Source organism: Haloarcula sp. CBA1127, assembly GCF_001485575.1.
Classification (GTDB): domain Archaea; phylum Halobacteriota; class Halobacteria; order Halobacteriales; family Haloarculaceae; genus Haloarcula.
Genome location: NZ_BCNB01000006.1, coordinates 1,985,443 through 2,009,206 on the forward strand (window position 1 = coordinate 1,985,443; position 23,764 = coordinate 2,009,206).

At 56.7% G+C, this 23,764-nt stretch carries 18 protein-coding genes; 9 read left to right on the forward strand and 9 right to left on the reverse strand.

The annotated features are described in order from the left end of the window. Positions 1-295: 295 nt before the first annotated feature. From AV059_RS14675 to AV059_RS14685, 3 genes are all read left to right on the forward strand, one after another. Positions 296-1,540 carry a DUF4352 domain-containing protein gene (locus tag AV059_RS14675; RefSeq protein WP_058995567.1) on the forward strand — a complete coding sequence of 415 codons (1,245 nt, stop codon included), beginning with the start codon at positions 296-298 and terminating at the stop codon, positions 1,538-1,540. A 100-nt stretch (positions 1,541-1,640) separates the two neighbouring features. Next, positions 1,641-2,822: a bifunctional sugar-1-phosphate nucleotidylyltransferase/acetyltransferase gene (gene glmU / locus AV059_RS14680; protein ID WP_058995569.1), complete on the forward strand. Its 1,182-nt coding sequence runs from the start codon at positions 1,641-1,643 to the stop codon at positions 2,820-2,822. A 139-nt stretch (positions 2,823-2,961) separates the two neighbouring features. After that, positions 2,962-3,141: a hypothetical protein gene (locus AV059_RS14685; protein WP_058995571.1), complete on the forward strand. Its 180-nt coding sequence runs from the start codon at positions 2,962-2,964 to the stop codon at positions 3,139-3,141. Positions 3,142-3,247: 106 nt separating this feature from the next. Here the strand turns inward: AV059_RS14685 and AV059_RS14690 are convergent, their stop codons facing one another. Then, a complete protein-coding gene (locus AV059_RS14690) occupies positions 3,248-3,457 on the reverse strand; it encodes a hypothetical protein (RefSeq protein ID WP_058995573.1) in 210 nt (69 codons plus the stop codon). A gap of 160 nt (positions 3,458-3,617) precedes the next feature. On the opposite strand from AV059_RS14690, the gene AV059_RS14695 reads away from it, so the two are divergent. Beyond that, positions 3,618-5,600 carry a long-chain fatty acid--CoA ligase gene (locus AV059_RS14695; protein WP_058995575.1) on the forward strand — a complete coding sequence of 661 codons (1,983 nt, stop codon included), beginning with the start codon at positions 3,618-3,620 and terminating at the stop codon, positions 5,598-5,600. A gap of 30 nt (positions 5,601-5,630) precedes the next feature. On the opposite strand, the gene AV059_RS14700 is transcribed toward AV059_RS14695, so the two are convergent. The 5 genes from AV059_RS14700 to AV059_RS14720 form a co-directional block, all read right to left on the reverse strand. Further along, positions 5,631-6,023: a secondary thiamine-phosphate synthase enzyme YjbQ gene (locus tag AV059_RS14700; protein ID WP_058995578.1), complete on the reverse strand. Its 393-nt coding sequence runs from the start codon at positions 6,021-6,023 to the stop codon at positions 5,631-5,633. A gap of 89 nt (positions 6,024-6,112) precedes the next feature. Beyond that, positions 6,113-8,152, reverse strand: coding sequence for a SpoVR family protein (locus AV059_RS14705; protein WP_058995580.1), 2,040 nt, complete (start codon positions 8,150-8,152; stop codon positions 6,113-6,115). Then, on the reverse strand, positions 8,149-9,462 hold the full coding sequence (locus tag AV059_RS14710; RefSeq protein WP_058995583.1) for a YeaH/YhbH family protein: 1,314 nt from the start codon (positions 9,460-9,462) through the stop codon (positions 8,149-8,151). Before AV059_RS14710 ends, AV059_RS14705 begins: the two co-directional genes overlap by 4 nt. Then, positions 9,453-11,735, reverse strand: coding sequence for a PrkA family serine protein kinase (locus AV059_RS14715; RefSeq protein WP_058995584.1), 2,283 nt, complete (start codon positions 11,733-11,735; stop codon positions 9,453-9,455). The genes AV059_RS14710 and AV059_RS14715 overlap by 10 nt, the downstream gene beginning before the upstream one ends. Beyond that, the gene (locus AV059_RS14720; protein ID WP_058995586.1) at positions 11,735-13,807 is read right to left on the reverse strand and encodes a PrkA family serine protein kinase; all 2,073 of its coding nucleotides are present in this window, start codon (positions 13,805-13,807) and stop codon (positions 11,735-11,737) included. The genes AV059_RS14715 and AV059_RS14720 overlap by 1 nt, the downstream gene beginning before the upstream one ends. A gap of 601 nt (positions 13,808-14,408) precedes the next feature. Between AV059_RS14720 and AV059_RS14725 the strand changes: the two genes are divergently transcribed. Then, complete coding sequence (locus AV059_RS14725; RefSeq protein ID WP_058995588.1) at positions 14,409-14,786, forward strand: DUF5820 family protein; 378 nt, start codon at positions 14,409-14,411, stop codon at positions 14,784-14,786. Between the two features lie 32 nt (positions 14,787-14,818). Beyond that, positions 14,819-15,271: a UPF0179 family protein gene (locus tag AV059_RS14730; protein WP_058995590.1), complete on the forward strand. Its 453-nt coding sequence runs from the start codon at positions 14,819-14,821 to the stop codon at positions 15,269-15,271. Between the two features lie 287 nt (positions 15,272-15,558). On the opposite strand, the gene AV059_RS14735 is transcribed toward AV059_RS14730, so the two are convergent. Both AV059_RS14735 and AV059_RS14740 read right to left on the reverse strand, forming a co-directional pair. Continuing rightward, positions 15,559-16,698 (reverse strand): glycosyltransferase family 4 protein, encoded by a 1,140-nt coding sequence (locus AV059_RS14735; protein ID WP_058997613.1) that lies wholly within the window; start codon positions 16,696-16,698, stop codon positions 15,559-15,561. A gap of 5 nt (positions 16,699-16,703) precedes the next feature. Next, complete coding sequence (locus AV059_RS14740) at positions 16,704-17,810, reverse strand: hypothetical protein (protein WP_058995591.1); 1,107 nt, start codon at positions 17,808-17,810, stop codon at positions 16,704-16,706. A 244-nt stretch (positions 17,811-18,054) separates the two neighbouring features. On the opposite strand from AV059_RS14740, the gene AV059_RS21640 reads away from it, so the two are divergent. Further along, complete coding sequence (locus AV059_RS21640; RefSeq protein WP_195156662.1) at positions 18,055-19,089, forward strand: glycosyltransferase family 4 protein; 1,035 nt, start codon at positions 18,055-18,057, stop codon at positions 19,087-19,089. A 436-nt stretch (positions 19,090-19,525) separates the two neighbouring features. On the opposite strand, the gene AV059_RS14745 is transcribed toward AV059_RS21640, so the two are convergent. After that, positions 19,526-21,073, reverse strand: a complete 1,548-nt coding sequence (locus tag AV059_RS14745; RefSeq protein ID WP_058995593.1) for a hypothetical protein — start codon at positions 21,071-21,073, stop codon at positions 19,526-19,528. A gap of 155 nt (positions 21,074-21,228) precedes the next feature. Here AV059_RS14745 and AV059_RS14750 point away from each other — a divergent pair, with 155 nt between their 5' ends. Next, positions 21,229-22,524 carry a sulfatase-like hydrolase/transferase gene (locus tag AV059_RS14750; RefSeq protein ID WP_058995595.1) on the forward strand — a complete coding sequence of 432 codons (1,296 nt, stop codon included), beginning with the start codon at positions 21,229-21,231 and terminating at the stop codon, positions 22,522-22,524. 119 nt (positions 22,525-22,643) lie between these two features. Next, entirely contained in the window at positions 22,644-23,726 is a 1,083-nt protein-coding gene (locus AV059_RS21645) for a glycosyltransferase family 4 protein (RefSeq protein WP_079990777.1), read from the forward strand. Positions 23,727-23,764: the final 38 nt, after the last annotated feature.

Genomic DNA, 23,764 nt, shown 5'->3' on the forward strand with positions numbered 1-23,764 from the left:
GACTGCCTTGTCGTCCGGGATAAGTTTCGTGTCTACTGTGTCACTGCTTTGTCTGGGTGCTGTACCGTGGACCAATGACAACCGAAACAGACTGAGTACCGTCCTGCGAACGACCGCCATACTGGCGGGGTTCTGTTTGCAGTCCAACCAGTGTCACGTGGCATTCTGGTGGTTGATCGCCTCAAAAATAGACTCGAATAGTACGTTTGAATAGTAGCTCTCTTATATAATTATATCTGACAAGTAACTAGATAAATGAACACATATTTGTATATGTATATAAAGTCAGTAGTACATGAAGCGACGAACATACGTAAGTACAATTGGAAGCAGCATCGCTGCACTCAGCCTTGCCGGATGTAGTGGTAGCGACGGCGGAGACGGTGGAGATGGAAACGAGTCAACGCCAACGCCCGAACCCACGTATGAAGTAGACCAGGAAGCACCGGCGCGACTGAAATTGCTTTCGGTGAGTGGGCCAAAAGAGGTTGCCTTCGGTGACACCATCGAGGGTGACGTGACTGCTGTCAATGTTGGTGGCGAACCGATCTCCGGAGATGCAACCATCGAGTTCGTCCATTCAGAATCAGGTGCCACTGAGCCACAGACAGTCACAGTTAACGCTGATGGCCTGAAGTCCGGCGAAGAAGTCTCGCATAGCTATCGTGTTGACGCCGAGTACGCCGGTGCATGGGCGTTTGAAGCGTCCTCCGACTTCTACGCTGTCGACGATACGGTCACGTCAACCGTGTCGGTCCTCCCGAAGCAGGGGAGCACTGGGGAAACCATCGAGCTTGCGAGTGGGGTCCAGGCTACAGTGTCGGATATGACCTACGAACAGATGATAACCTACGAGCTCCCCGCTGGCGAACGGACTTTGGGCGACAACACCGCACACGCCATTCGCGAAACGGTCTCAGATAACATCCTGCTGATTCTGAGCGTTACGTTCGAGAACGGAACAGGCGAGGCCCAGACAGTGTCGAAAGACGACTTTGTCGTCCCCGAATCGAGCTTCGTGAGCGAGTCGGCCGCAGGTCGTGACGGAACGAACGCAGCCGGGGAGAACATCAACCCAGGGCAGACCTACAGCGGCCATCTGATTTACGCTGTCCCGAAGGCCAAGATTGACGACCTCACGTTCGGCATAAATCTCGCAGAAGGGAGTGCAGTCGCTGATATCGAAATCCCGCTTCAGTCACCCGGTGGCTTCCCCGAGTTCGAACTGGCGAACATCGATGTTCCGCCGGAGGACGTTACGGGCGATGAAGCGATCGTTGAGATGGAGGTCGAGAACGTGGGCGACAGCGCGGGGATGTTCAAGTCCATCTTCGAGTTCAAGACGCCTGAGGAACCAGGCATACTCGCCGGCTATTCCGCAGATACGTGGTACATTGACGCTGACGGCCCCTACACACAGCGGATTCCCGCTGGCGAAACCAGAACCATCGAACTGGTAACGGAACCGGATTCGGACAGACGGTGGGACTACCGAACGACCCCATTCGGGGCGGAGTGGACGTTCGAGGCCGTGGAATAGGTGTAGGTACGACTTCCCAACCCAGGTAACTTCTGTGTATACCGTTCTCGAACGAGTCAACAGCGGTAGGTATTTTCGGGGGCCGAGCGACGGGTAGACTATGCAAGCAGTCGTACTCGCGGCGGGGCAGGGGACGCGTATGCGGCCGTTGACAGACAACACACCGAAGCCGATGCTTCCGGTCGCGGACCGGCCGCTGGTGGCACACACAGCCGATACGGCAATTCAGGCGGGGGCCGACGAACTCGTCTTCGTCGTCGGCTACGAGGCCGAGGCGGTCCGCTCGTACTTCGGCGACGAGTACAACGGCGTCCCGGTCAGCTTCGCCGTTCAGGAGGAGCAACTCGGGACCGCTGACGCCGTCGCCGCCGCGAGGGAGCACCTTGACGGCCCCTTCGCAGTCCTCAACGGCGACAACCTCTACGACGCCGAGAGCCTCAGCGGCCTCTTTGATGCCGCACCGTCGGTCGCCGCCTACCGCGTCGACGACCCAACGAGCTACGGCGTGCTGTCGACAGACGGGGGTGCCGTCACCGACATCGTCGAGAAGCCAGACGATCCGCCAACGGAGCTGGCAAACGCCGGGGCGTACGTCTTCCCAGCCGAGGCACGGCACTGGCTTGACGTGCCACTGAGCGACCGCGGGGAGCGCGAAATCACGGACGTGCTCGCGAAAGTCATCGAGGAATCGACGGTCACCGCCGTCGAGGTCGACCGCTGGCTGGACGTGGGCCGGCCCTGGGAGTTACTGGAAGCAAACGAGTGGAAACTCGGGCAACTGGACCGGCGACTCGACGGGGAGGTGCGGGGCGATGCCGACCTGCGCGGCGAAGTCGTCGTCGAAGAGGGCGCAGTCATCGAACCCGGCGTCGTCATCGAGGGGCAGGCGCTGGTCCGCTCGGGCGCTCACGTCGGGCCGAACGCCTACATTCGCGGTGCGACCCTTCTGGGCGAGGATACCCATGTCGGCCATGGGGTCGAACTCAAGAACACGGTTTTGATGGCTGGCTCGAACGTCCCTCACGTGTCCTACGTGGGTGACAGCGTCATCGGCCGCGAGGTCAACTTCGGCGCTGGAACGCAGGTGGCGAACCTTCGCCACGACGGTGACCCGGTCCGGATAACAGTGAAAGGCGACCGCGTCTCGACGGGCCGGCGGAAGTTCGGCGTCGTCGCGGGCGACGGCGCGAAGACGGCCGTCAACACCAGTCTGAACGCCGGTGTCGTTCTCTCGTCGGGCGCGACGACTACTCCCGGAGAGTCCGTCACGCGAGACCGATAGCGCGGGTTTCACGGCAAGCCTCCGCTTGGCGTAAGTACGCATAGTTGCCCTTCTGTTACCGACTCGACATTCGTGTACGTTCGTGACGTTCAGTGCAAGTATGTGGGATTAAGTGGCGTGAAAGACACTCTCAACTAAGATGGTCGACCCGACATCAGATCACCACGAGGATATCGACGAGGACGAGGCCCCGGAGTGTGCCACCTGCGGTGACGCTATCGCTAACGAAGTAACACACCGCGTCATTACATGGATCGAGGACGAGAGCGTCGAAACGGCCCACTTTTGTAACGAGGACTGCCGGCTAGAGTGGCAGTAACACGTCTGCTCGAACTGTCTTCCGGACGGTGACCGCTTTCCCGGTGCGCACCCGCGACGCAGGTCGTTCGGGTGCATCCCTTCGCCGGAAAAACCGCACGCTCTTTTCAGTCCATTTGCGCATCAATGTGGTGGACAGCGTCTGGTGAGAGCAGTCGCCCGGTCGGGAGCTCGACCCAGCCGTTTGCGAGCACGCGAACCGCACCCTCGTGGAGGACTGTCTTCTGGTCGATGTCGGCGTATACGATGGCGCTCTCGTACTCTTTGACGAACTGCTCCACGGCATCACCCCAGGCTGGTTCCGTCGAGACGACCATGTGATGGCTGTATCGCTCCTATGACAAAACTCTAGTGTGACACGTTACCACTCGTCTCCCCCTTCTTTCAAAACCGTTGACGGAATCAACTCCGACAAACCAATAGAGTGTTAACATCCTGCACATATTTGGGATGGCCTAGTGAACACTGCGGTATGACATGACTGCAGGCAATCACTCTGACTGGCGTACGGCCGAGGAAGAGCACACTGATGAAGTCATCGGCGACGACACGTTGGGCGAGATGTTCGCCGCGAGTGCGGCGCGGAACGCCGACACGACGGCCCAACTGTACAAGGGTGGCGTCTACGATCGGTCACTGACTGACGACGTGATACCGGCGGCTCCCGACGGCGACTACGCCGAGATCAGCTACGAGCGGATGCATCACCTAGTCAAATACTTGGCCGCAGGGTTCCGTGACCTCGGTGTCGGCCCGGATGCCCGCGTCGGTATCCTGGCCAACACGCGGATGGAGTGGGCGCTGAGTGACTTTGCCATTCTGTCTGCGGGTGGGGTGGTGACGACCGTGTACACGGATTCCTCGCCGAAACAGGTGCAGTATCTGCTGTCGGACCCAGAGGCGAGCGCCGTCGTCGTGGAGAACGCCGAGATGCTGGACCGTGTCCTGGCTATCGAGGACGACCTGTCGCTCTCGTCCATCGTCGTCATGGACGACATTGACGTGGACCGCGAGGACGTGTACACGCTCAAAACGGTGTACAGGCGCGGCGAGGAGACATTCAGCGAATCGGCGTACCAGTCCTGGCTGGACGACCGCGACCCCGACGATCTGGCGAGCCTCATCTACACCTCCGGGACGACGGGCCAGCCGAAAGGAGTCCAACTCACCCACCGCAACTTCCGAGCGAACGTCAATCAGGCCCGCAGGCGAATCGGGCCACGACCGGACAAGCCGCCGGACCTGCCGACCGTCACCGCCGAGACGCGTTCGATAGCGTTCCTCCCGCTGGCACACGTGTTCGAACGCCTCGCGGGCCATTTCTTCATGTACGCTTCCGGCGCGGCTGTGAGCTACGCCGAGAGTCCGGATACGCTGGCTGACGACCTCCAGACTGTCAAACCGATGACCGGGCTGAGCGTCCCCAGAGTCTACGAGCGTATTTTCGACAATATGCGAACGCAGGCCAGCGAGTCCCCGCTCAAAAAACGGATTTTCGACTGGTCGATGGACGTGGCCCGCGACTATGCCCGGACCGACGACCCGGGACCGATACTCACTGCGAAACACTCGCTCGCTGATCGACTCGTCTACAGCACGGTCAAAGAACGGCTCGGCGGGAACATCGAGTTCATGGTCAGTGGCGGTGGAAGTCTCTCGAAAACGCTCTGTGAGACGTTCCTCGGGATGGGGCTGACGATACTCGAAGGGTACGGTCTCACTGAGACCTCGCCGGTTCTGACGGTGAATCCGCCGGAAGACGTCCGTCCCGGAACCCTGGGTGCTCCGCTGACTGAGGTCAACGTTCACATCGATACCGACGTCGTCGACGCCAGCGAGTTCGACGGCGTCACTGGCGACGTGGGCGAACTGCTCGTCGACGGCCCGAACGTCACGCAGGGGTACTGGAACGCGCCCGACGCGACGACGCGGGCCTTCACGGAGATCGACGGCACCCAGTGGTTCCGCACCGGTGACATCGTCGAACGGACCGACGACGACTTCCTCATCTATCACGACCGCCTCAAAGAACTGCTCGTCCTCTCGACGGGCAAAAACGTCGCACCACAGCCCATCGAAGACCAGTTCGCGACGAACGACCGGGTCGATCAGGTCATGGTCGTCGGCGACGACCAGAAGTTCGTCGGCGCGATACTCGTCCCGAACTTCGAGGAACTCCACCGGTGGGCCGAAAGCGAGGGTGTTGACCTTCCCGATGACCCCGAGGCACTGGTCGATGACGAACGCGTCCACGCGTGGGTCCAGACTGCTGTCGACGCGGTCAACGAGGAACTCGAACGCGTCGAGCGGATCAAGTCGTTCGCGCTCGTCTCCCGGGAGTGGACCGCCGAGAACGACTTGCTCACGCCGTCGATGAAAAAGAAGCGCCGCAACATCCGCAGCGCGTACCACGAGAAACTCGCAGAGATATACGGCGAGCAGCAGGTCGAGGCAGCCTGACTGGTGGTCGCCAGTAATGCTGTCGCCGCCTCAGTCGGTGACGACCACGTCTACAGCCCGTTCGCGCGGCCCGTCACAGTCGACGAGCAGCACGGACTGCCACGTCCCCATATCGAGGCCCCCGTCGCGGACGGGAATCGTCTCGCTCGATCCCACAAACATCGCCCGGACGTGTGCGTCCGCGTTGCCGTCCAGTTCGTCGTGGTCCCACCCGCTGTCCGGGACGAGGTCCCCGAGTGCGTCGCTGAGGTCGCCGAGCAGTCGCGGCTCTGCCTCGTTGACTGTGATGCCCGCGGTGGTGTGACGGACGAACACGGTACAGGTCCCTTCGGCGTCTTCGGGAATCACGTCCCTGACTCGCTCGGTGATGTCGACTACCGAGAGTTGGTCGTCAGTCGCGACAGTGAATCGATTCGTTGGCATATCTGCGCCCACGAGCGGACGGGACTCAAGCGTACCGCTACGCTCAGCGTCGTAAGTCGGAAAACCCGGCCTCGTTCAAACTCCGCCCTTCAGGCAAGCCACTCGTCGGGCTTGGTGTTGTAATCGATGTCGGTCGCGGTGAGGTGTTCGACTTCTGACCAGTCCACGTCGGTGACGGTCACTTCGTCGCCGTCGTAGCGGATGCGCTTGCCGACCTCTTCGGGCTCGGGTTCGCGGTCGCGGCGCTTGGCGACCTCCACGTCGTGGTCATCGAACTCCTTGACGATGGTCAGGAGGTTCACCGGGCGGCCCCAGAGTTCGAAGGTGCGCTTGAGCACTTCCTTGGCCTGCCCGATGTCGAGCATCACGCCGTTGTACTGATGAGCGAGCAGCAGTTCGTTGCGGTTCTGGTAGTTGCCGTCCTCGACGACGACGGTTGGCTTCCCGAAGTTGGTGAACTGCAACATCAGTTTCTTCTTGACGTCCTCGTGGTCCGTCGAGGTCACCCGGTAGTCGCCCGAGGCGTGGGTGTACTCGTAGGTGAAGTAGTCGTTGTCGTCGACGAACTCCTGGGTGAGGAACTCATCGAGGAAGGTCACGTCGTTGTGGCTCTCCCGGATTTCCCGCATCCGTTCCCAGCCGCGGGTGTAGTCCACGTCCGAGAGTGCCTCCGCAACGCTGTCGTAGCGCGAGTCATCGAACATGTAGCGGGCGGTTCGCTCCAGCTCCTCCTGCCCGACTCGGGAGACGAAGCCACGGTACTGGGGCTTGACCAGCGAGTAATGGCGCTGGGCCAACCCTTCGTAGGTCAGGACCTTCCAGGGGTACTGTTCCACGTCGAACTCGCCGTCGCGGGCCGCCGCCAGCCCCTCGCTATCGACGCGTGGGTCCTCGGGATCGAGGTCGTCGAGGTGACCCGGAACGTCAGTGAGCCACGCTGGGGGTTCGAGGTGGTCCTGGACGGTTTCGTAGTCGACGCTCTCGTCGAAGTTCCGCCAGGTGATGCCCTCGACCCGGAGCAGGCGCTCGATGACTTCACGGCGGTTCTCCGTGTTCTCGACGTACTCCCAGATCTCCAGCCCGAGGCTGTAGGGGTTCAGCCCGCCCGACCCTAGCACCTTCGACATGTGGTCAGAGTAGAGGATGAACTCGTCGTCGCCGGCGAACTGTTCGCCGGTCATCATCAGGGATTCCCAGTAGGAGGCCCACCCTTCGTTCATCACCTTCGTCATCTTCTGGGGAGCGAAGTAGTACGCCTCCCGGCGGAGCAGTTCTAGCAGTTCTTTCTGCCAGTCCTCCATCTCCATCGCCCGCTCAGCGTCCTCGTCGTACTGCATGCCGTGTTTTCGGAGGAAACCGAGCACGTCCTTCTCGGGTTCGGCGGGGAACGTGACGTTCTCATCGTCGTCGCGCTGGGCGTCCAGCCACTCCTCGTCGAACACCTGCCGTTTGACCTCCTCGGAGAGTTCAAGATCATCCAGCTGCTCGGTCACGTCCGCCCCTTCGATGTCCTCGAACTCCTCGGGGACCGTCTCGACGGGGCTGTAGGGGACGTGCTGGTCGATGTTGTCCTCCAGACAGAGGACGTGGTCGATGAACCGCTCAACCTCGGCCCGCTCGATGTCGGGGTCCTGCATGTACTCCTGAATGGTGTCGCCGTGGCGGGCGAGCATCCCAGCGGCGTCGGGGCCGCGACGGCGGTCCTCGCCGGACTCGTCGGTCGTCGTTCGGGAGGAGCCGTCAGTGAACATACGGAACCACTCGTTGTTGGCGAAGAAGTCCGCGTGGGCCTCGACGTGGGTGATGACGGCCTTCTGGTCGGCCAGCGTGTTCGACTCCTGTAAGAACGCGTGGGCCGGGTCGTCATTGTTGACGATCTCGAAAGCCTTCCCGCCGAGGAACTGGCCCTGTTTCTGCTGGCGGTCGTACTGCATTCCCCAGCGCCAGTGCGGGTATCGCTCCTGGAACCCGCCGTAGGCGATGAGTTCGTTCATCTCGTCGTAGTCGACGATCCAGTAGTTCACCGGGTACGGCTTCAGCCCGAGCTTTCTGGCGAGATTGCCAGCCTCCTTGACCGGTTCGTCGAGGTCATCGGCCACGCGCTGTTTCGCGAATCTATCGTTGTTCATTGGTCCTCCGTGCTGAGTATGTCGTAGATGGCATCCACCACGTCCTCCGGCGAGGAGACGTACGCGACCGCGACGTTGTCGGCGTCACGGAAGTTGCGTTCGACCTCCTCGGCGTGGGTGGCGTTGATCGCGTTCCCGCTCGGCTGAGTCTCTACGTAGGCGTGGAGGTTCGCCGGGATCTGTTCCATCAGCGGGATGACCTTCTCCTCGGTGTCGTTCGAGGAGTTTTCGCTGTCGCCCGCCGCGAACACGTAGCGGTTCCACTCGCTCCAGGGGTACTCCTCTTCGAGCACTTCGGCGGCGAGTTCGTACGCGCTGGAGATGCGGGTGCCCCCGCCCGAGCGGATGCCAAAGAACTCGTTGCGGTCGACCTCCCAGGCGTCGGCGTCGTGGGCAATGTAGACGAATTCGGCGTTGTCGTACTTGCCCGTGAGATACCAGTCAAGCGGCGTAAAGGTCCGTTCGACCAGTTCTCGCTTCTTCTGGCGCATCGACCCGGAGACGTCCCGGATGTTCACGACGACGACGTTTTTCTCGCGCTCCTCGACGATCTCGGGGTAACGGTAGCGTTCGTCCTCGCGACGGAACGGGATCTGGTCGACACCTTCCCGGCGGATGCGCTGGGAGGTCTCGACCTTCTCGACGTTGTCTTCCATCTCTTCGATGGAGTCCCAGACGGCCTTCTCCTCGCTTGGCAGTTCGTCGTATGCGTCGTCGATCCACGCCTTCGAGACGGGCATATTCTGCTCGCGGGTCCACTCGTAGACGGTTGCCGGCCCCCAGCCGTCGACTTTGAGCGCCTCGCGGACGTAGTCCTCGTCGAAGTCCATCGCGAGCTTCCGCTTGAGCCCTTTCTTGAACAGCCGCTCGAAGTCAAGCGTCGAGGAAGGGCCGGATCTGGTGATGTCCGTGAAGTCACCTTCTTTCTCCTCGATGACCTTCTTGCCTTTCGGTTCGAGGTCGAGCCCCAGTTGTTCGTCGAGTTCCTCGGCGAACTCCTCGGGGTCCATCTCGTAGTACTCGTGTTCGCCGCCCTCCTCGCCGGGCTCGCCGTCCTCATCACCGTCGTCGCCGGGCTGGGGCTGTGGCTGGCCAACTGGGTCGCCCTCTTCGGCGCCTTCGCCCTGGCCGACGCCACCCTGGTCGCGCTGGTCGTACTCGAACTCAGGAAGGTCGACGATCTTGATCGGGATGCGTACCGAATCGCCCCGAGACTGGCCCAGATCGCCGTACTGGATGAACTCGGAGAGGTCCTGTCGGCGCTCCTCGCCCACGTCGCGGTACCGTTCGAGGTCGTCTTTCAGTCCCATCTATAACTCACCTGACTCATGACGTGTCGGCTCGTCAACTCGGCCGACGCCGCCGTGTAGTCGAACATCTCGACCATGTTGTCCAGCGTCTTCGCCTTGAGGCGGGCCGTCTCGGTCCCGGACGGCGGGTTGTCCCACTGCCCGGGCTCGAAGTCCTCGTAGGTCCGCTGGATGTCGTCCCAGTCGTAGCTCCCGAGGACGGTGTTGATGACCGGAATCTCCTTGGGGTTCACGTCGCCGACACGGAACTCCTCATCGCGGCGCTGCCACGCGTGGCGGTTCAGCGCGGTGATGATCTTCTCGGTTCGGAACTGTTCGACGGCGTGGTCGGGCTCGTTGCCGTCGTAGTTCTTCTCGTCGAAGCGGCCCAGATGCTCGATCTCGAACACCTTCATCTTCAGCGGGTCCGGGTCGACGAGTTCGCCCCGCTCGTTTTCGATCTGGTCGTCCGATTCCCAGGCGTAGACGTGCTCGATGTACTCCTCGACGGTCGCCTCGTCGACGCGCTTGTCCCGCATCATCGCGTCGAGCACGTCCTGTTCCTGCTGGCCGAAGATGTAGTTCTTGACAGTCACGACGCGTTCCTCGTACTCTGTGGCCTCACCGGTCGAGAACACAGGGGCGTCTGCAAGCCCCTCGGCGACGGCGTTGAGCACGTCTCGGGGCATCAGCACGTGTTCGACCGGGAGGTCGGGGTGGTGGCGGTCCTGTGGCTCGTGCAGCAGGTCGGCGATGATGTCGCGGACGTAGGTGACCGGGATACCGTGGTCGCCGTCTTCGGCGGTGGTCTCCAGGTCATAGTCGTCGATGTCGACGCGCTCGTCGCCTTCCATCAAGTACCCTCGGTCGAACAACAGAGCCTTGTCCACAAGGTCCAGCCCGGTCGGGATTTCAGCGCTGTCGAGCCGCGAGACGACGGCGTACAGCGCTGCGGACTCGATGGTGTGTGGGGCCAATTCTTTGTCTGTGGCCGTCTCGACCTGGTCCCGGACCGAGATGCTCAGCGGCTCCTGAATCCACGTCTCCAGTTCGTCCCACGTCTCGGGGTCCCAGACCCGCGTCTCGTTTGTTAGCTCGCGGCGCAGGAGCTGGGCCTCCAGCGAGAGATTCGTCAGATACGTGAACTCGTGTTTGTCAAGCCGGCGCTTCAGCGCCTTCAGCGGGTCCTGGCCCTCGCGGTCGGCGTGCTTGTTCAGCTGGGCTTCAAGATCCGGGTTCGAGATGATGACGAGCTGGGTGTCCACGTCCATCCCGATGCCCTTGTCGAGCTTGACGTGGGACTCGTCGGGGACGTTCAGCAGCTTCTGGAGCAGGTCGGCATGCTGGGCGGCGTCCTCAACGACAGTCAGCAGGCCGTTGCCCTGCGAGAGGACGCCGTCGTAGCTGAACGCCTGTGGGTTCTTCCGGCCCCGCGAATCGAGTTCGCGGAGCATCCCGTGCATCCATGAGCCGACGAGGCGCTCTTTGGGCGTGCCCTCATCCTCGGAGTGGAGGATGCCGATGCCGCGGCCAACGTCCACGACGAAGTTCTTCACCCGGAGATGCGATGGCTGGGTGACCGCCGAGAACAGGTCCGTCTCGCCCTGCCGGCGGTACTGCTCTTCGAGGAAGTCGTAGGCCTCCCGCGAGAACGGGTCGAGCTGCCCATCGACGCGGATGGGGATGTGGTCGTCGAGGCGCTCGTTGACCTCGGCGAGCAGGTCTGCCCGCACGTCCTCGGGGAACACCGTCAGCGGGTGGGCCTGGACGGGGCTCTCGTACCAGTCGTCCTCATCTTCGATGGCCGCGTTCCCGTAGGTCATGCTGGTGGCGTCGTTGCCGGCCCCGGCGACGTTCCATTCGACGGTGTAGCGCCGACCTTCGGGTGTCTTCGAGTACTCCCGCAGGCCGTTGATGAGACAGCGCTTCAGTTCGGATTTCCCCGTGGCTGTCGGGCCTTCCAGCCAGATGATCTTCTCGTCTTTCCCGCGGCCCGCCGCAATCGAGCGGAGGTCGTCGACGAAGGCGTTCAGCACCTCGGTGTTGCCGAGGATGGCGTGCTCGCCGTCGTTGTACGGGTCGTCGAAGAAGCGGTAGCGCTCCTTCTCCTCGCCCTCCTCGATGACCATCCGTGTCCCGGCGTCCTCGATGGCGTCGAGGAGGTACTTCGAGGCGTGGGCCGCGACCTGTGGCGTTTCGAGGACGGTGTCGACGTACTCCGCGAGGCTCATCGGTGCCTCGTAGGCGGCGTCGAGTGACTCGTCCGCGCGGTCGATGTACTCCTGGCCTGTCATTACTCTTCCATCTCGCTTTTGGCGACCTCCGCACCAGCGAACTCGAGCACTTCCTTGGCGCCCTCCTCGGAGTAACCCTGCTCGATGAGAGCGTCAACCCACTGGTTGCGCTCCTCGTCGTCCATTTCCGAACTGGAGACCAGCGCGGAGAAGTTGATGTTGTGTTTCTTGTCTTCCCAGAGCTTGCGTTCGAGGGCGCGGCGCAGGCGGTCGTTGTCCTGTGGGTTGAAGGTATCACCCTCGCGGGCGCGACGGGACACCCAGTTCGACACTTCCTGCCGGAAGTCGTCCTTGCGGTCCTCGGGGAGGTTCAGCTTCTCCTCGACGGAGCGCAGGAACTGCTCGTCGGGCTCTTGCTCGCGGCCGGTGAGTTCGTCCTCGACGGTCGCGTCGTCGATGTAGGCCATGACGTGGTCCATGTACTTCTCGCCCTGGCGCTGGATCTCGTCCATGTCGTAGGCCAGCGCATGACGCACGTCCTCGATGGCCCGCTCTTTGTACTCCTCGCGGACGAGTTCGAGGAAGCGGTAGTACTTGCTGAACGACTCCTCGTCGATGGAGCCGTGATTCTCGAGGTTACCTTCGAGGTGATTGAAGGTCGTAAGCGGTGAGAGGAAGTCCCGGCTCCGGTGCATCGAGTCCATGATGGCCTCGGCGATCTCGTCGCCGATGAATCGTGGAGAGACGCCGTCCATCCCCTCGCCGATGTCGGCCATCTTCTCGGCCTCTTCGCGGAGCTTCTTCACGTCGACGTCGTCTGCCTCGTCGATTTCGCCGTTGTAGGCTTTCGCCTTCTGCACGAGGTCGATGGACTCGTTGTCGGGCTCCTCGATGCGGGTGAGGACGCCGAACAGGCCTGCCATCTCCAGGGTGTGGGGCTCGACCTGGATGTCCGGCAGGTCGGCGTTGCGCAGCATCTTCTGGTAGATCTGGGCCTCGGCCTCGTACTGGAGGACGTACGGGAAGTCGATGCGCTTGGTCCGGTCATTGAACGCCTCCATCTTCTCGTCGCCCTTCTTGTCCCGGTACTCGGGCATATTCGTCCGGCCGACGATGACCTGATCGATGTCGATACGGGGGTTGTTCTTGGGCTTGATTGTCTGTTCTTGACTGGCATGGAGGAAGTCATAGAGGAACTCCCGCTGGAGCTTCAGCAGCTCCTCCCCCGAGAAGATGCCGCGGTTGGCGTTACAGAACGCTCCGGAGTAGTCGAAGGCTCGCGGGTCGCTCTCGCCGTAGATGGCGATCTTCGAGTAGTTGACGTCGCCGGTGAGCTCCGTCTCGTCCTGGTTTTTCTTGTCCTTGGGCTCGAAGGTCTCGATCCCGCGGCGCTGGTTCTCGTCAGCGACGAAGCGGACGATCTCGATGTGGTTCTCGAGGACGGACTGAAGATCGTCGTCGTATTCGGCCAGCAGGCGGTCCATGTAGAACTCCGAGGCGGGGTCCAGCGACTGCTCGTTCCGGATGGTGTAGGGGGCATCGAGTTCCGCATTGATGTCCTCGATAACCTTGTCCCGCTGTTTCTGCGGAAGGAGCACGAGCGGGTCCTGATTCATCGGCGACCGGACCACGTCGTCGGCGGGGTCCTGGTCGTGGATGACATCACAGAGGTTCGTCCAGCGGAACGTGTACATCCGACCCTCGTCCCGGCTGGTGTAGTCCTCGAAGTAGCGCCGGACCTGGCGGTCGAAGTCGGACTTCCCCGACCCGACCGGCCCCAGCAGGAGCTTGATCCGCTTCTCGGGACCGAGTCCACGAGCGCCGGACTTGACCTTGTTGACGAACTCGTGGATGGCCTCGTGGATGACCCGCCCGTAGAAGGTGTTCTCGCCGTCGTTGAGCGGATCTTCGCTCGCCAGTTCGTACTCGACTACCCCAGCCTCCTCGTCGTAGGTCTTGCCGTAGTAGTCGAACATATCCGCCACGCGCTGGTGGGCGTTGCGGGCGATGGTCGGTTCGTCGTACAACTGTTGCAGATACCAGTCGAACGTGTTCGTCTTCCGGAGGTCCGCCGGTATCGTGTCACGGTACTCCTTGCTCAGCGCTTCGAGTGTCTCTTTGTTCTTGCTCATGCTATCTCAGTAGTTCGTCGTGGCTGCAGGCGACCACCGACTGTCGCGGGCTGGTCTCGGGGCTGTGTCGCTACTCGGTGTCGGTGCTGTCCGCTGCAGATGTGACCGCAAACAGCCGCTGGCTCACCCTTCACTGCGGGGTGACGCGTGTGCCCTTCCATGGCTGACCTGCCGGGCGGAACACGGGAACTGTTCCGACCTGGCGTGGTAACGGGAGACAGTGCGGAACTGTTTCCGATACTATTTACCGTACGAGTTCTGTTCATATAAGAACTTTGCCCTACTGTGAGCATACCGCCGATAAATTCCGGTGTTCTGGTCAGCCGAATGCGGGGATGGCGGGCCATACCTATGTTAGCACATCTCATTAGTTTTTGATTGGTTTATATACCGTGTCGGTTGTCAACTGTTCTCTTTGGTGTGTCGGCCAGTGTTTAGCGCTGGATTGATGTGAATCTGTTGCCGCATTGATTGGCGATTGAGAACGGGGCACACGAAATGGCAACCCAATGTACCGGCGTTGCCATCACCCAACCGAGTGTCGGTATCTGGGCCTGGGACGGACCAGCGGATTCTTGCCCGTCCACACCGATTCGGCGGTATGGACCTGTCGGGCCTCCCCGAAGACTGGACGGTGTGGAACGAGACCGACGAGAAGCTCATCCTGGCGTACCGCCCGGATGTCTTCGACTCCGAGCAGTTTCCAGCGCCGTGTCTCCCGACCATCTATCTCACGCGCGGGAAACGAACCCGCCGCCCCGGCGCTGACCGGACTGGGGAGCGCTGGTATGTCACCTTCTACCTGGAGCCCGAAGTCGAGCGCGACGCCGATTCCTACGAGGGCCGCGACGCTGCCGTTGAGGGCGCTGTCGCACTCGCCACTCGGTTCGCCGACGGCGAACTGGACTACCGCTCGCTGTATCAGGTACCCCGCGAGGCGTATCTGGACAAACTGGACGACCTGACCGGTCGGACATGACGTTTTACCGTGGCGACGTTCTATAGTCCGGCATGACCACTGTCACGCTCGTCGGGACGCGCCTTGCCGAGGTCGGCGCGGAGTTCGTCTACCGCGGCGAAGCCAGCGGCTGTGCTGACTGTCCCTACCGCGACCAATGCCTCAATCTGACGACCGGAAACCGCTACCGGATCACCAACGTCCGACAGAGCGGGCAAACGCTAGACTGTGCCGTGCATGAAAACGGCGTTCGGGCCGTCGAGGTTGAGCCCGCACCGATTCAGGCCAACGTCCCCTCGAAGGGTGCGTACGCTGGGAGTAAGGCGTCGCTGCCGGGCCCCTGTCCGCACACCGAGTGCCCCAGCCACCCCTACTGTGAGCCTGCTGGGGCTGAATTTGATTCGGAGTATCGTATATCCGAGATTATTGGTGACCCGCCGCATGACTACTGTATGCTAGACCGGGATCTGACGTTGGTGGAGTTGGAAGCGGCTGAGGATAGTTGAGTTCAGCCAAGAGACGATGAGTGACCCCTCTTGCTGACGGCAGCGTTGCGTGCATAGCAGACATCGACTCGATGAAACCGTGCTGTCTAGAGGTAGACGCCGAACTGAGGAAGCCATAGTCTGGGGGCGGAGGCTGCGTGCGTCTGATTTTTCGACAGAATTACGGAGAAAATAATCCACAGTGGCACGGAAAAGCGTGTGAGGTACAGAGTCTGGATTTTCCAAAGGATGGGATGCTCGATAGTGAAACGATTACTCGGGGACTGTACATTGCGTTAAGCTACTGATCACCACGAACCGTCGGTGGCACGCCGATAGGCTGTTTCTGCTTGGTCGGTTACTGCGTCCCAGTCGTATCGTTGTGCCCGTTCAACGGGGTTCGTCGGTGGTCGTTTGCCACTTAGTGCGGCGTCGAGTGTCTCCGTCAGGGACTCAATCGTGGGATCGATGAGGAAGCCTGCGTCGTCGATGACTTCTTCTGCAGCCGAATCAGGATGGTCGGCAGCGATTACGGTACAGCCTGCGGCCATCGCTTCGACAAACGTGATACCGAACCCCTCGCGGGTGCTTGGAGAAGCAAAGACATCTGCAGCGCGCATGTGACTGAGAACGTCATCGTAGTCGTCAAGGAAGCCAAGGAATTCGACGTGGTTGACATGACACAGTGATTGCTGCTTTCTTTCGAGGTGTTCGCGTTCGGGACCGTCACCGACGATACCCAGCGTGGCGTCGTGCTCGCTGGCAACCTCGTCGAAGGCATTCAGAAGCACATCCACGTTCTTGTGTTCGATGAGTCTGCCCGCGAAAAGCACGTCGTAACCCTGTTCGGGGAGCGGGGCACTTCTGACCTGCTTGACATCGATGCCGTTCGGGACGACTTCGATGGTCTCCCGGGCAGGGCCGATAGCAGCGAGACGGTCGGCCGTGATGGACGATATCGCTACCGGACACTGAGGTGTGCGTGCGGTGACATGTTCGGTGAGGCTGCCGAACGGAGCGAGGTAACCGAGGTACTCCTCCCAGTAGTCGCCCCAGACCTCGTGCCACGTTGTCACGAGTGGCGTGTCCGTGCAGAAACTGGCGAGTTTCGTGGTGAGTACCGGGAAGTACGGGAAGACACTGGCGACGACGACATCGTGTTCGTCGCGGCGGAGGTGTCTGCGTAGCGGTGGGAGTGCGCGGGCCGCGAAATCTATGGCTTCCGTGATGGAACGCCGATCTCCGTCGTAAAGGTCGGCTTCAGGAGCGACTGCGCGCAGCGTCATCCCCTCGTGAGTGGTTTGTTTGGGGCCGTCCCAGAAGTGACGGCCATAGATGATAACGTCATGGCCCTTATCGGCGAGTCGGGTACCGATTTCGTGGATTCGTTTTTCAGCCCCACCGGTGACAAACGGGTAAACGACATTCGACACAAAGGCGATACTCATACTGCTCATACAACAGACCGGTAGATATTCTGATGTTCAAGAGCAATCTCTCTCATAGAATTGGCTTCCCTAAATTTCCCCATCTGTTCTATCAATTGGGAGCGTCGGTCTTTACCTTCGATATATCCTTGGATTTTGTTCGCTGCATCATTACTACCGGTGAAAACCTCTATACAACCCCATTCCTCCTGTAACGTTGTGAAATATTCGCAATCACTCGCTAGTACGGGAACTTCACGAGCTACGCAGTCGTTAAATACTCCACTTTGTGCTACTGTGTTCGTTACTCCACCTTGTTGCGTCTCCTGATAAGGGAGTATAATCAGGTCAGAAGCGATATATGCCATTTCATACTCATCATCGCTCAAGATTCCTGTCACTTGGAGATTCTCCGGTGCCTGCTCCATGATTTCCTCGATGTACTCATTGTGCCTGTCGCGCGGACTTCCCCCTGCAAGCAGAAACTCGTACTCCGGCAGTCGCTTGGCTAACGACACCATCATCTCACTCCCTTTACGAGGACTAACGTAACCGGGTTCCGTGATCACGATGTCTTGTTGATGATAACCCAATTTTTGCTTGGCTGCTTCAATTGTCAGGTCCTTGGCATCTGCTTCAGTTACTCCATGTGGTATCTGGCTCGTGTTCTGTACAGAGACCGACTTAGTGAACCGCCGCTCCGTTTGTGGAGACAAAAAGATAACGTGATCAGCAGTTTTTGCTAGAATTAAATTCAACATCTTCACATATACTACCTTCAAATTTTTAACGGGAGGAGTGACGAGGTCTTCGTTTATGACTTCGTGCATCGTGATAACCACAGATGTAGAATTAAATCGTGTGAGCAGATACAACAGTGGGAAAAATACTGCCGTGAATATTGAGAATCTTCCGAAGAGGACGTAATCGTACTGGACGTGAACAACGTCGTGATCGCCACTCCCCGCTGCGAGGGCGTTTTTGATGAATGGGATTGGATTTGAACTATCAACTGGAATGAACCGAGATTCGATTTTCACGAACTCCGCAAGTTGCTCTTTCAGGTCTCTTGTGTATTTCCCGACTCCGGAATTATCATCAGGGGGTGTTGAGACCAGACTTACTTTCACCATTTGGTATTAATCACTCTGTGTCGCACAAGTTCCAATATCATCTCAGTCATGAGTTATTATTTGGTGGATATATCAATTTACGACTAACTTCTCTCTCCTTTATCTTTGTAGTTTCCCAGTATACATTTACAAATTGCGGTTTATGTTTTCCAGAGTGTAATTACGAGTGTCAACTGAACTGTCTTGATCTACTTCGTTTAGACTAAGTAGGGCTTGTTCATACAGAGATTTAATGAAATTACTGGTGGTCTCTCACGAATATCCGCCATATATCCTCGGTGGCATTTCTTATCATCTGGAGAATTTATATAACGAAATTGCTGAGTTGGGACACGAAATCACAATAATTGCGGGTAAATGTATCGAATCAAAGAACAAAAATAAATATGGCACGAACAGTAATATAACAGTGGAGCGCCTTTTTTATCCATCGATACGTGGATACCATCTGCAATTTCCATCCTTAGTTTATAGAAAACTTAAAAATATAGATACAATGAAATATGATGTCTTATTAACTCATTTAGACTTGCCATTTAGTGTAAATATACCGAAGATCACAAAAAAGCACGATTGTAGACATATTTCTCGAAGGTTTATGAAGAGAGAACAGTCTAAACCTGTAAACTTATTAGATAAACTCATAAATCCAACAAGACAGTGGGTTTCTCAAAAATCGCTTAAAACTTCTGACCATATTGTTTATAATAGTAGTCTCACAAAGAAATTGTGGGAAGATAAATATCCAATCGAGTGCTCGACAAATGTCATCTATAATGGGGTGGATACTGATGTCTTCGAACCTAAAACTAAAGAAGATGTAGAAAGCGATTATTTATTATTCGTCGGAAATGAAGAAAGAAAGGGGAAATCAAAAATAATAGACTTTTCGGAGTCATCTGAATATCCGATATATATCGTTGGTCCCGATGACATCGATGCACCGAATATTAAAGCATTGGGAAGATTGTCGCAAAGGAATCTCGCTAAGTATTATCGCAATGCGATTGCAACTCTCCATCCTGCCAATTTTGAAGCATTCGGTAATGTAATTCTCGAATCATTAGCCTGTGGAACTCCTGTAGTCGTTAGTGATAATTGTGGTGCCGCTGAAATTATAGATGATAGCTGTGGGAGGATTACTGAAGATTTACATACTGGGGTTGAGGAAGTTAAAAACTTAGATCAAGATAATTGCGTTAAAATTGCGGAGAGTTATTCTTGGGAGAATGTAGCAAAAGAAACGATAGCGAGTGTAAATAAATGTTCCCATAGGTGAATCATAACTTTTCATTTTCCAGCCGCTAAGTGTAGACGAACTCATTCAGATGCCTATGAAATTTCATGTCGGTTTCTGCGCAGTACACTAAATACAATCAAAGGTAACTATAGCCGAACTATTCATCTGTAGGACTCGGAGTCTGCGCTATTAGCTGATATCAAATATAGATTGTCAGTGAAATTAGGCGCTCAAAACAGATTCGACCTGTTAGATAAGTCGATCAAAAGGCGTTAATTACTACGGTTCATTGATGGCTCGTTTCAACCTAGCGAACTTCGAGGCGTTCGGAAAGTATTCTTAAATCACTCGTATGTGGTCTCTCGGTCGGTAACAGAACGGTTCGGCTGCTTTCGCGTAATCCGTGAGCGAGAAAATTGCCCCGACCACGTGGAACGAGTCAGGACGATTGCAAAGGACGGTACTATAGTAAACTTCACCGACAAGTCTGGAGAGCAATATCGTTCGAGTCGAACACAATAGATTCATTCATTGGACGGGGGTCTCCCGACTCCTTTCGCCAAGACTTCAGTTGGCAATCAGCAAATTCATTGTTCGTATAAGAGATGAATTCTATACCGTTTGAAACCCATAGCCCGCTCTCATAGGCGATGATAGGCCCATCCGTATATTGGCCCGCCCAGGCCGACGCTTCAAACTGGGCAGGGGTATAATGTCCCTCTCCAGTAGTTGTTGTGTCGATATCGGAGTACATAACGACAGGAGGTATTGCGGCCAGTTGTGTCGCTACAATGAAGATGGAGGCCAAAATGACCACATAATGCCGTTTGGGTTTTTTCAACCACAGGACTGGGGTAGCCACTCCAATCAATAGGAAAAACCAGTGGATAAGAAGACGACCAGGATCAAGCGGGATCAAGCGGCCAGCAAATAGTGTTACCGCATATACTCCACCAATAACACCAGCAGCTGCTGACCATCCAAGCACCCAATCGGACTGAGATCTTCGGTTTAGAACCCGATAGGCGACCAGCAAACAAAGTCCAGCGATTGCCAAGATCGACATTCTTGATATAAGTTTGAGTTGAGTCAGTACTGGAGAGGACACCCCTCCTTTTACGGCAAGGGTGTCACCCATTATCAGTCCCTTGACTAGATATACAACAAGACCCGAGGTAGTTTGGCTGCCACCCCAAATTAGCAACCAACACAAGAGCAGCGATGCCAACGAGGTCGGCAGAAACAATTTCGGTGGCTTGGATGTCGGCTGGAGACGGCGCAGAGGCTGCTTTTGCAGGAGAAGGGGAATAAACAGCCAGAATCCAAGAATCAGGAGTAATAACAGGGAGAATACGTGGTGAGTCAGGACGAGTACCAGCAAAAAAAGTAGGAGGAGATATCTCTGCCGCCTATCACCAAGTGTGAATAACACGAGCAGAACGACTGCAAACAACGGTACAGCCAGGAATTCGTCGATGAACTTGATCTCAAACAAATAAATCAGACGAACGCTTGAGAAAAGGGTAGCCGCAACAAATGCGACTCGATCAGCGTAAACGCGGCGGAATGCTAAATAGATGATAGGAATAGCCGTTAAAGAGAGCAGCGGAATGTACTTCGCCAGCGGATTGGGGCCCAAACCCAGAACGGCTTCCATGGCTGAATAGAAAGCATACATACCAGGGAAGGAGAGTTCCGATAACATTTGACTAATCGCCCCGTGCTGAAACTGCGACAACGCAGGTAATGTGTGGATGTACGGATCGTGCCCGTACAATCCAAGTTCAACTGGATCGAGGACTAACAAAGATGGGAGGAGAGGAGTCGCAACAAGCAATCCTAATTTGGATGGAGTTGAGAGGAGCCCATAGCAAATTGCGGTGATTGGGATGATATATAATAGAATTATCAGAACGTAATTAATCGCCGTACTATCTGGGCGAACAATCCCAAATCCAAATGTCGCTCCAAGAGTCCACAGAAGGGAATAAACAATGAGTACCGACTTCTCCGCTCTGTTCATGTAAGTAATGTCTCACCGTCTCACCTGTCATAAGTGCTTCTAATTTTGCGGCTAATAATCACCGATTCATAGATGATAGTGAACAAATCAAGCTTCCGTTACATAACCCAGGCGAAATGAAAGATGGTATAAATGACTAAGTCGAGGTATTGAATATGACTGTCGAGGGGTTGATGAAAGTTGCTTCCCCGTTTTATAACAAATTCCGGGAATTAAGGGCGAACATACAGCATAGACCCCCCAGAGTAAATGTGAATCGGCGTTCTGACGCACCCGACCACGTACTCATCATTATCGTAGATGCGCTTCGACCGGACCAGGTGCCAGATATTGATGGTTTTTCCACGTCAGAAGTGATAACTCCCGGTACATGGACCTATCCGGCAGTTACCAGCATCCATTCGGGCGAATACCCACATGAACACGGAGCTGTAGTTCACACGAACTCGGAAGATGAGACGTTCGCCACGCCAGAGCAGGCCCAGCCGGAGCATACGATTCCAGAGATTGCCGAGGCCGCTGGGTACGACACTTATGGCGGATTCGCCTTCGTCCAACCGTTTTTAGCAACAGAAACTTGGTACCAGACCCACAGAGTGTTCCAAGATTCGAAAGCATCCACGGTTCTTGAAGATTACCGAAAGTGGCGTACAGGGCGGGAATTAACATTTGGATACGTTCATCTCAGCGACCTCCATATCCCCGTCAACCCCCCAGACGAATATATCGAGAAATTTAACGTCAACACCGATATCTATGATCTTGATGGATTTGGGGGCTATATGGATAATTACGATCCGGATGATTCAGAGGCGGTCCATTTCCGGAAACACAGGCTAAGATTATCATCCGCTGCATTCGATTACGTCACTGACTGCATCCAATCACTATGTGACGAGATAATGTCAGATACTCTAATCACAGTAACTGGCGACCATGGTGAAGCGCTTTACGAACATCCAGAGGTGGACCGGAAATTCACCGACTCGCGGCCAAATTACGGTGTTGGGCATGGAGGTACTCCATTTGATAAAGTAGCACGTGTCCCAGTCGCGGTTTCGGACGACCGTATTTGTCCAATCGGTGGCGTGGGGAGTCATGTTGATCTAGCACCTACTCTCGCAAATGAAATCATCGGAGATAACCCATTTACCAAGTGCGAGTGGCAGGATGAGATCCCAAATGACCGTATAGCCATCTGTGAGGCTTCCAGATATGGCGCTGAACGAAAAGCAGCCTACATGGAGATGAATAAGATTATTTGTTCAAAAAAGGACGACGTTACGTTGACAGGTGTAGTCGAACACGACGGAGAGAATTTTAAACCAATACCAGAGGAAAAACGAGAAGCGCTGGTTGAATCTTTGCCAGACTTCTGGGACATATCTGACTCCCCAGTGGCAGAGAATCGGCTTATCGAAGACCAGCTCAAAGCACTGGGGTACAAGTGATAGGTCCTGTTCGGAGAGATCACATTATTGCGTTTGCATTATCCGAAGTCTGGACTACCCCTAGAATGGAAAAGTTCCCCAAGGGTAATATATTTTAGATACCGCTTCAAAACGCGGGTATGCGTGTTCTCATCGTTACTCCCGACTATCCGCCACCACCTGGGGGAATACAGACTTTGGTCCAGAATCTCGAAGAGGGGCTTAAAAATGTCGGCCACACACCAAACATCGTTCAGATAGACCCACGGGAATACAGCTCGACTCTCGAAGATGCGATACCGACACGACGGACGCTTGATGCGATTAAGATACGCGCTCCACATTTCTATCGATATTTCAATACCGTGCACCGTCGGACATGTGAAGCCATTGAGGAACACAACCCGGATGTCGTTCATGCTGCACATATCCGGGTTTGGCCAGCACTACAGGCCGCAACTGAACACGGACTCCCTTCAGTGGTGACTGCACATGCCCTCGAATTAGGGGATAGGCCGCTCGCTTCAGTTGCGTTTGAGGAGGCGACAGCAGTCCACGCTGTGAGTGAGTTCACCGGCTCGGTGATCGAACACGACCATGGCATCTCTCCAGACGAAATCATTCATCCGTCGATAGACATCGATTGTTATGCACCCTCTGACGATGGTTCAGGCATCGGTACGGACAGTATTTTCACTATCTCAAGACTTGTGGGGCGAAAAAATATTGATACAATAGTGGACGCGTGGAAACGACTTGACCACGAGAGGAGAGGGGATCGTACCCTCGATATCGCTGGGACTGGTCCGGACTACGACACACTGGAGGCAATGACAGAAGATATAGACAGTGTCCGAATGCTCGGCCGAATTAGCGAATCCAGGAAGATAGAGCGGCTACAGAACGCTGACCTGTTTGTCTTACCAGCAGGCGGGGTGAATTACGATGTCGAAGGGTTCGGAATTGTATACATTGAGGCCCAAGCAGCCGGCACACCAGTCATCGGATCATCAGTCGGTGGCGTGCCCGAGGCGGTCGGTGACGGTGGAATGCTGCTCAACGACGAAACGAACCCCGATGAACTCGCAGTGAAAATCGCCGATTTCCTCTCAAACAGCGAGAAACTTGAACAGTACTCTGCAGAGGCTCAGCGCAGAGTTGAGGCGTTCGATCTTAACCCAATTGCTGTACAGTATGTTGACTTATACGAACATATCTTGTAGTTTCAGGCCACTCATTATTTGACATCTACGGAGTTGCT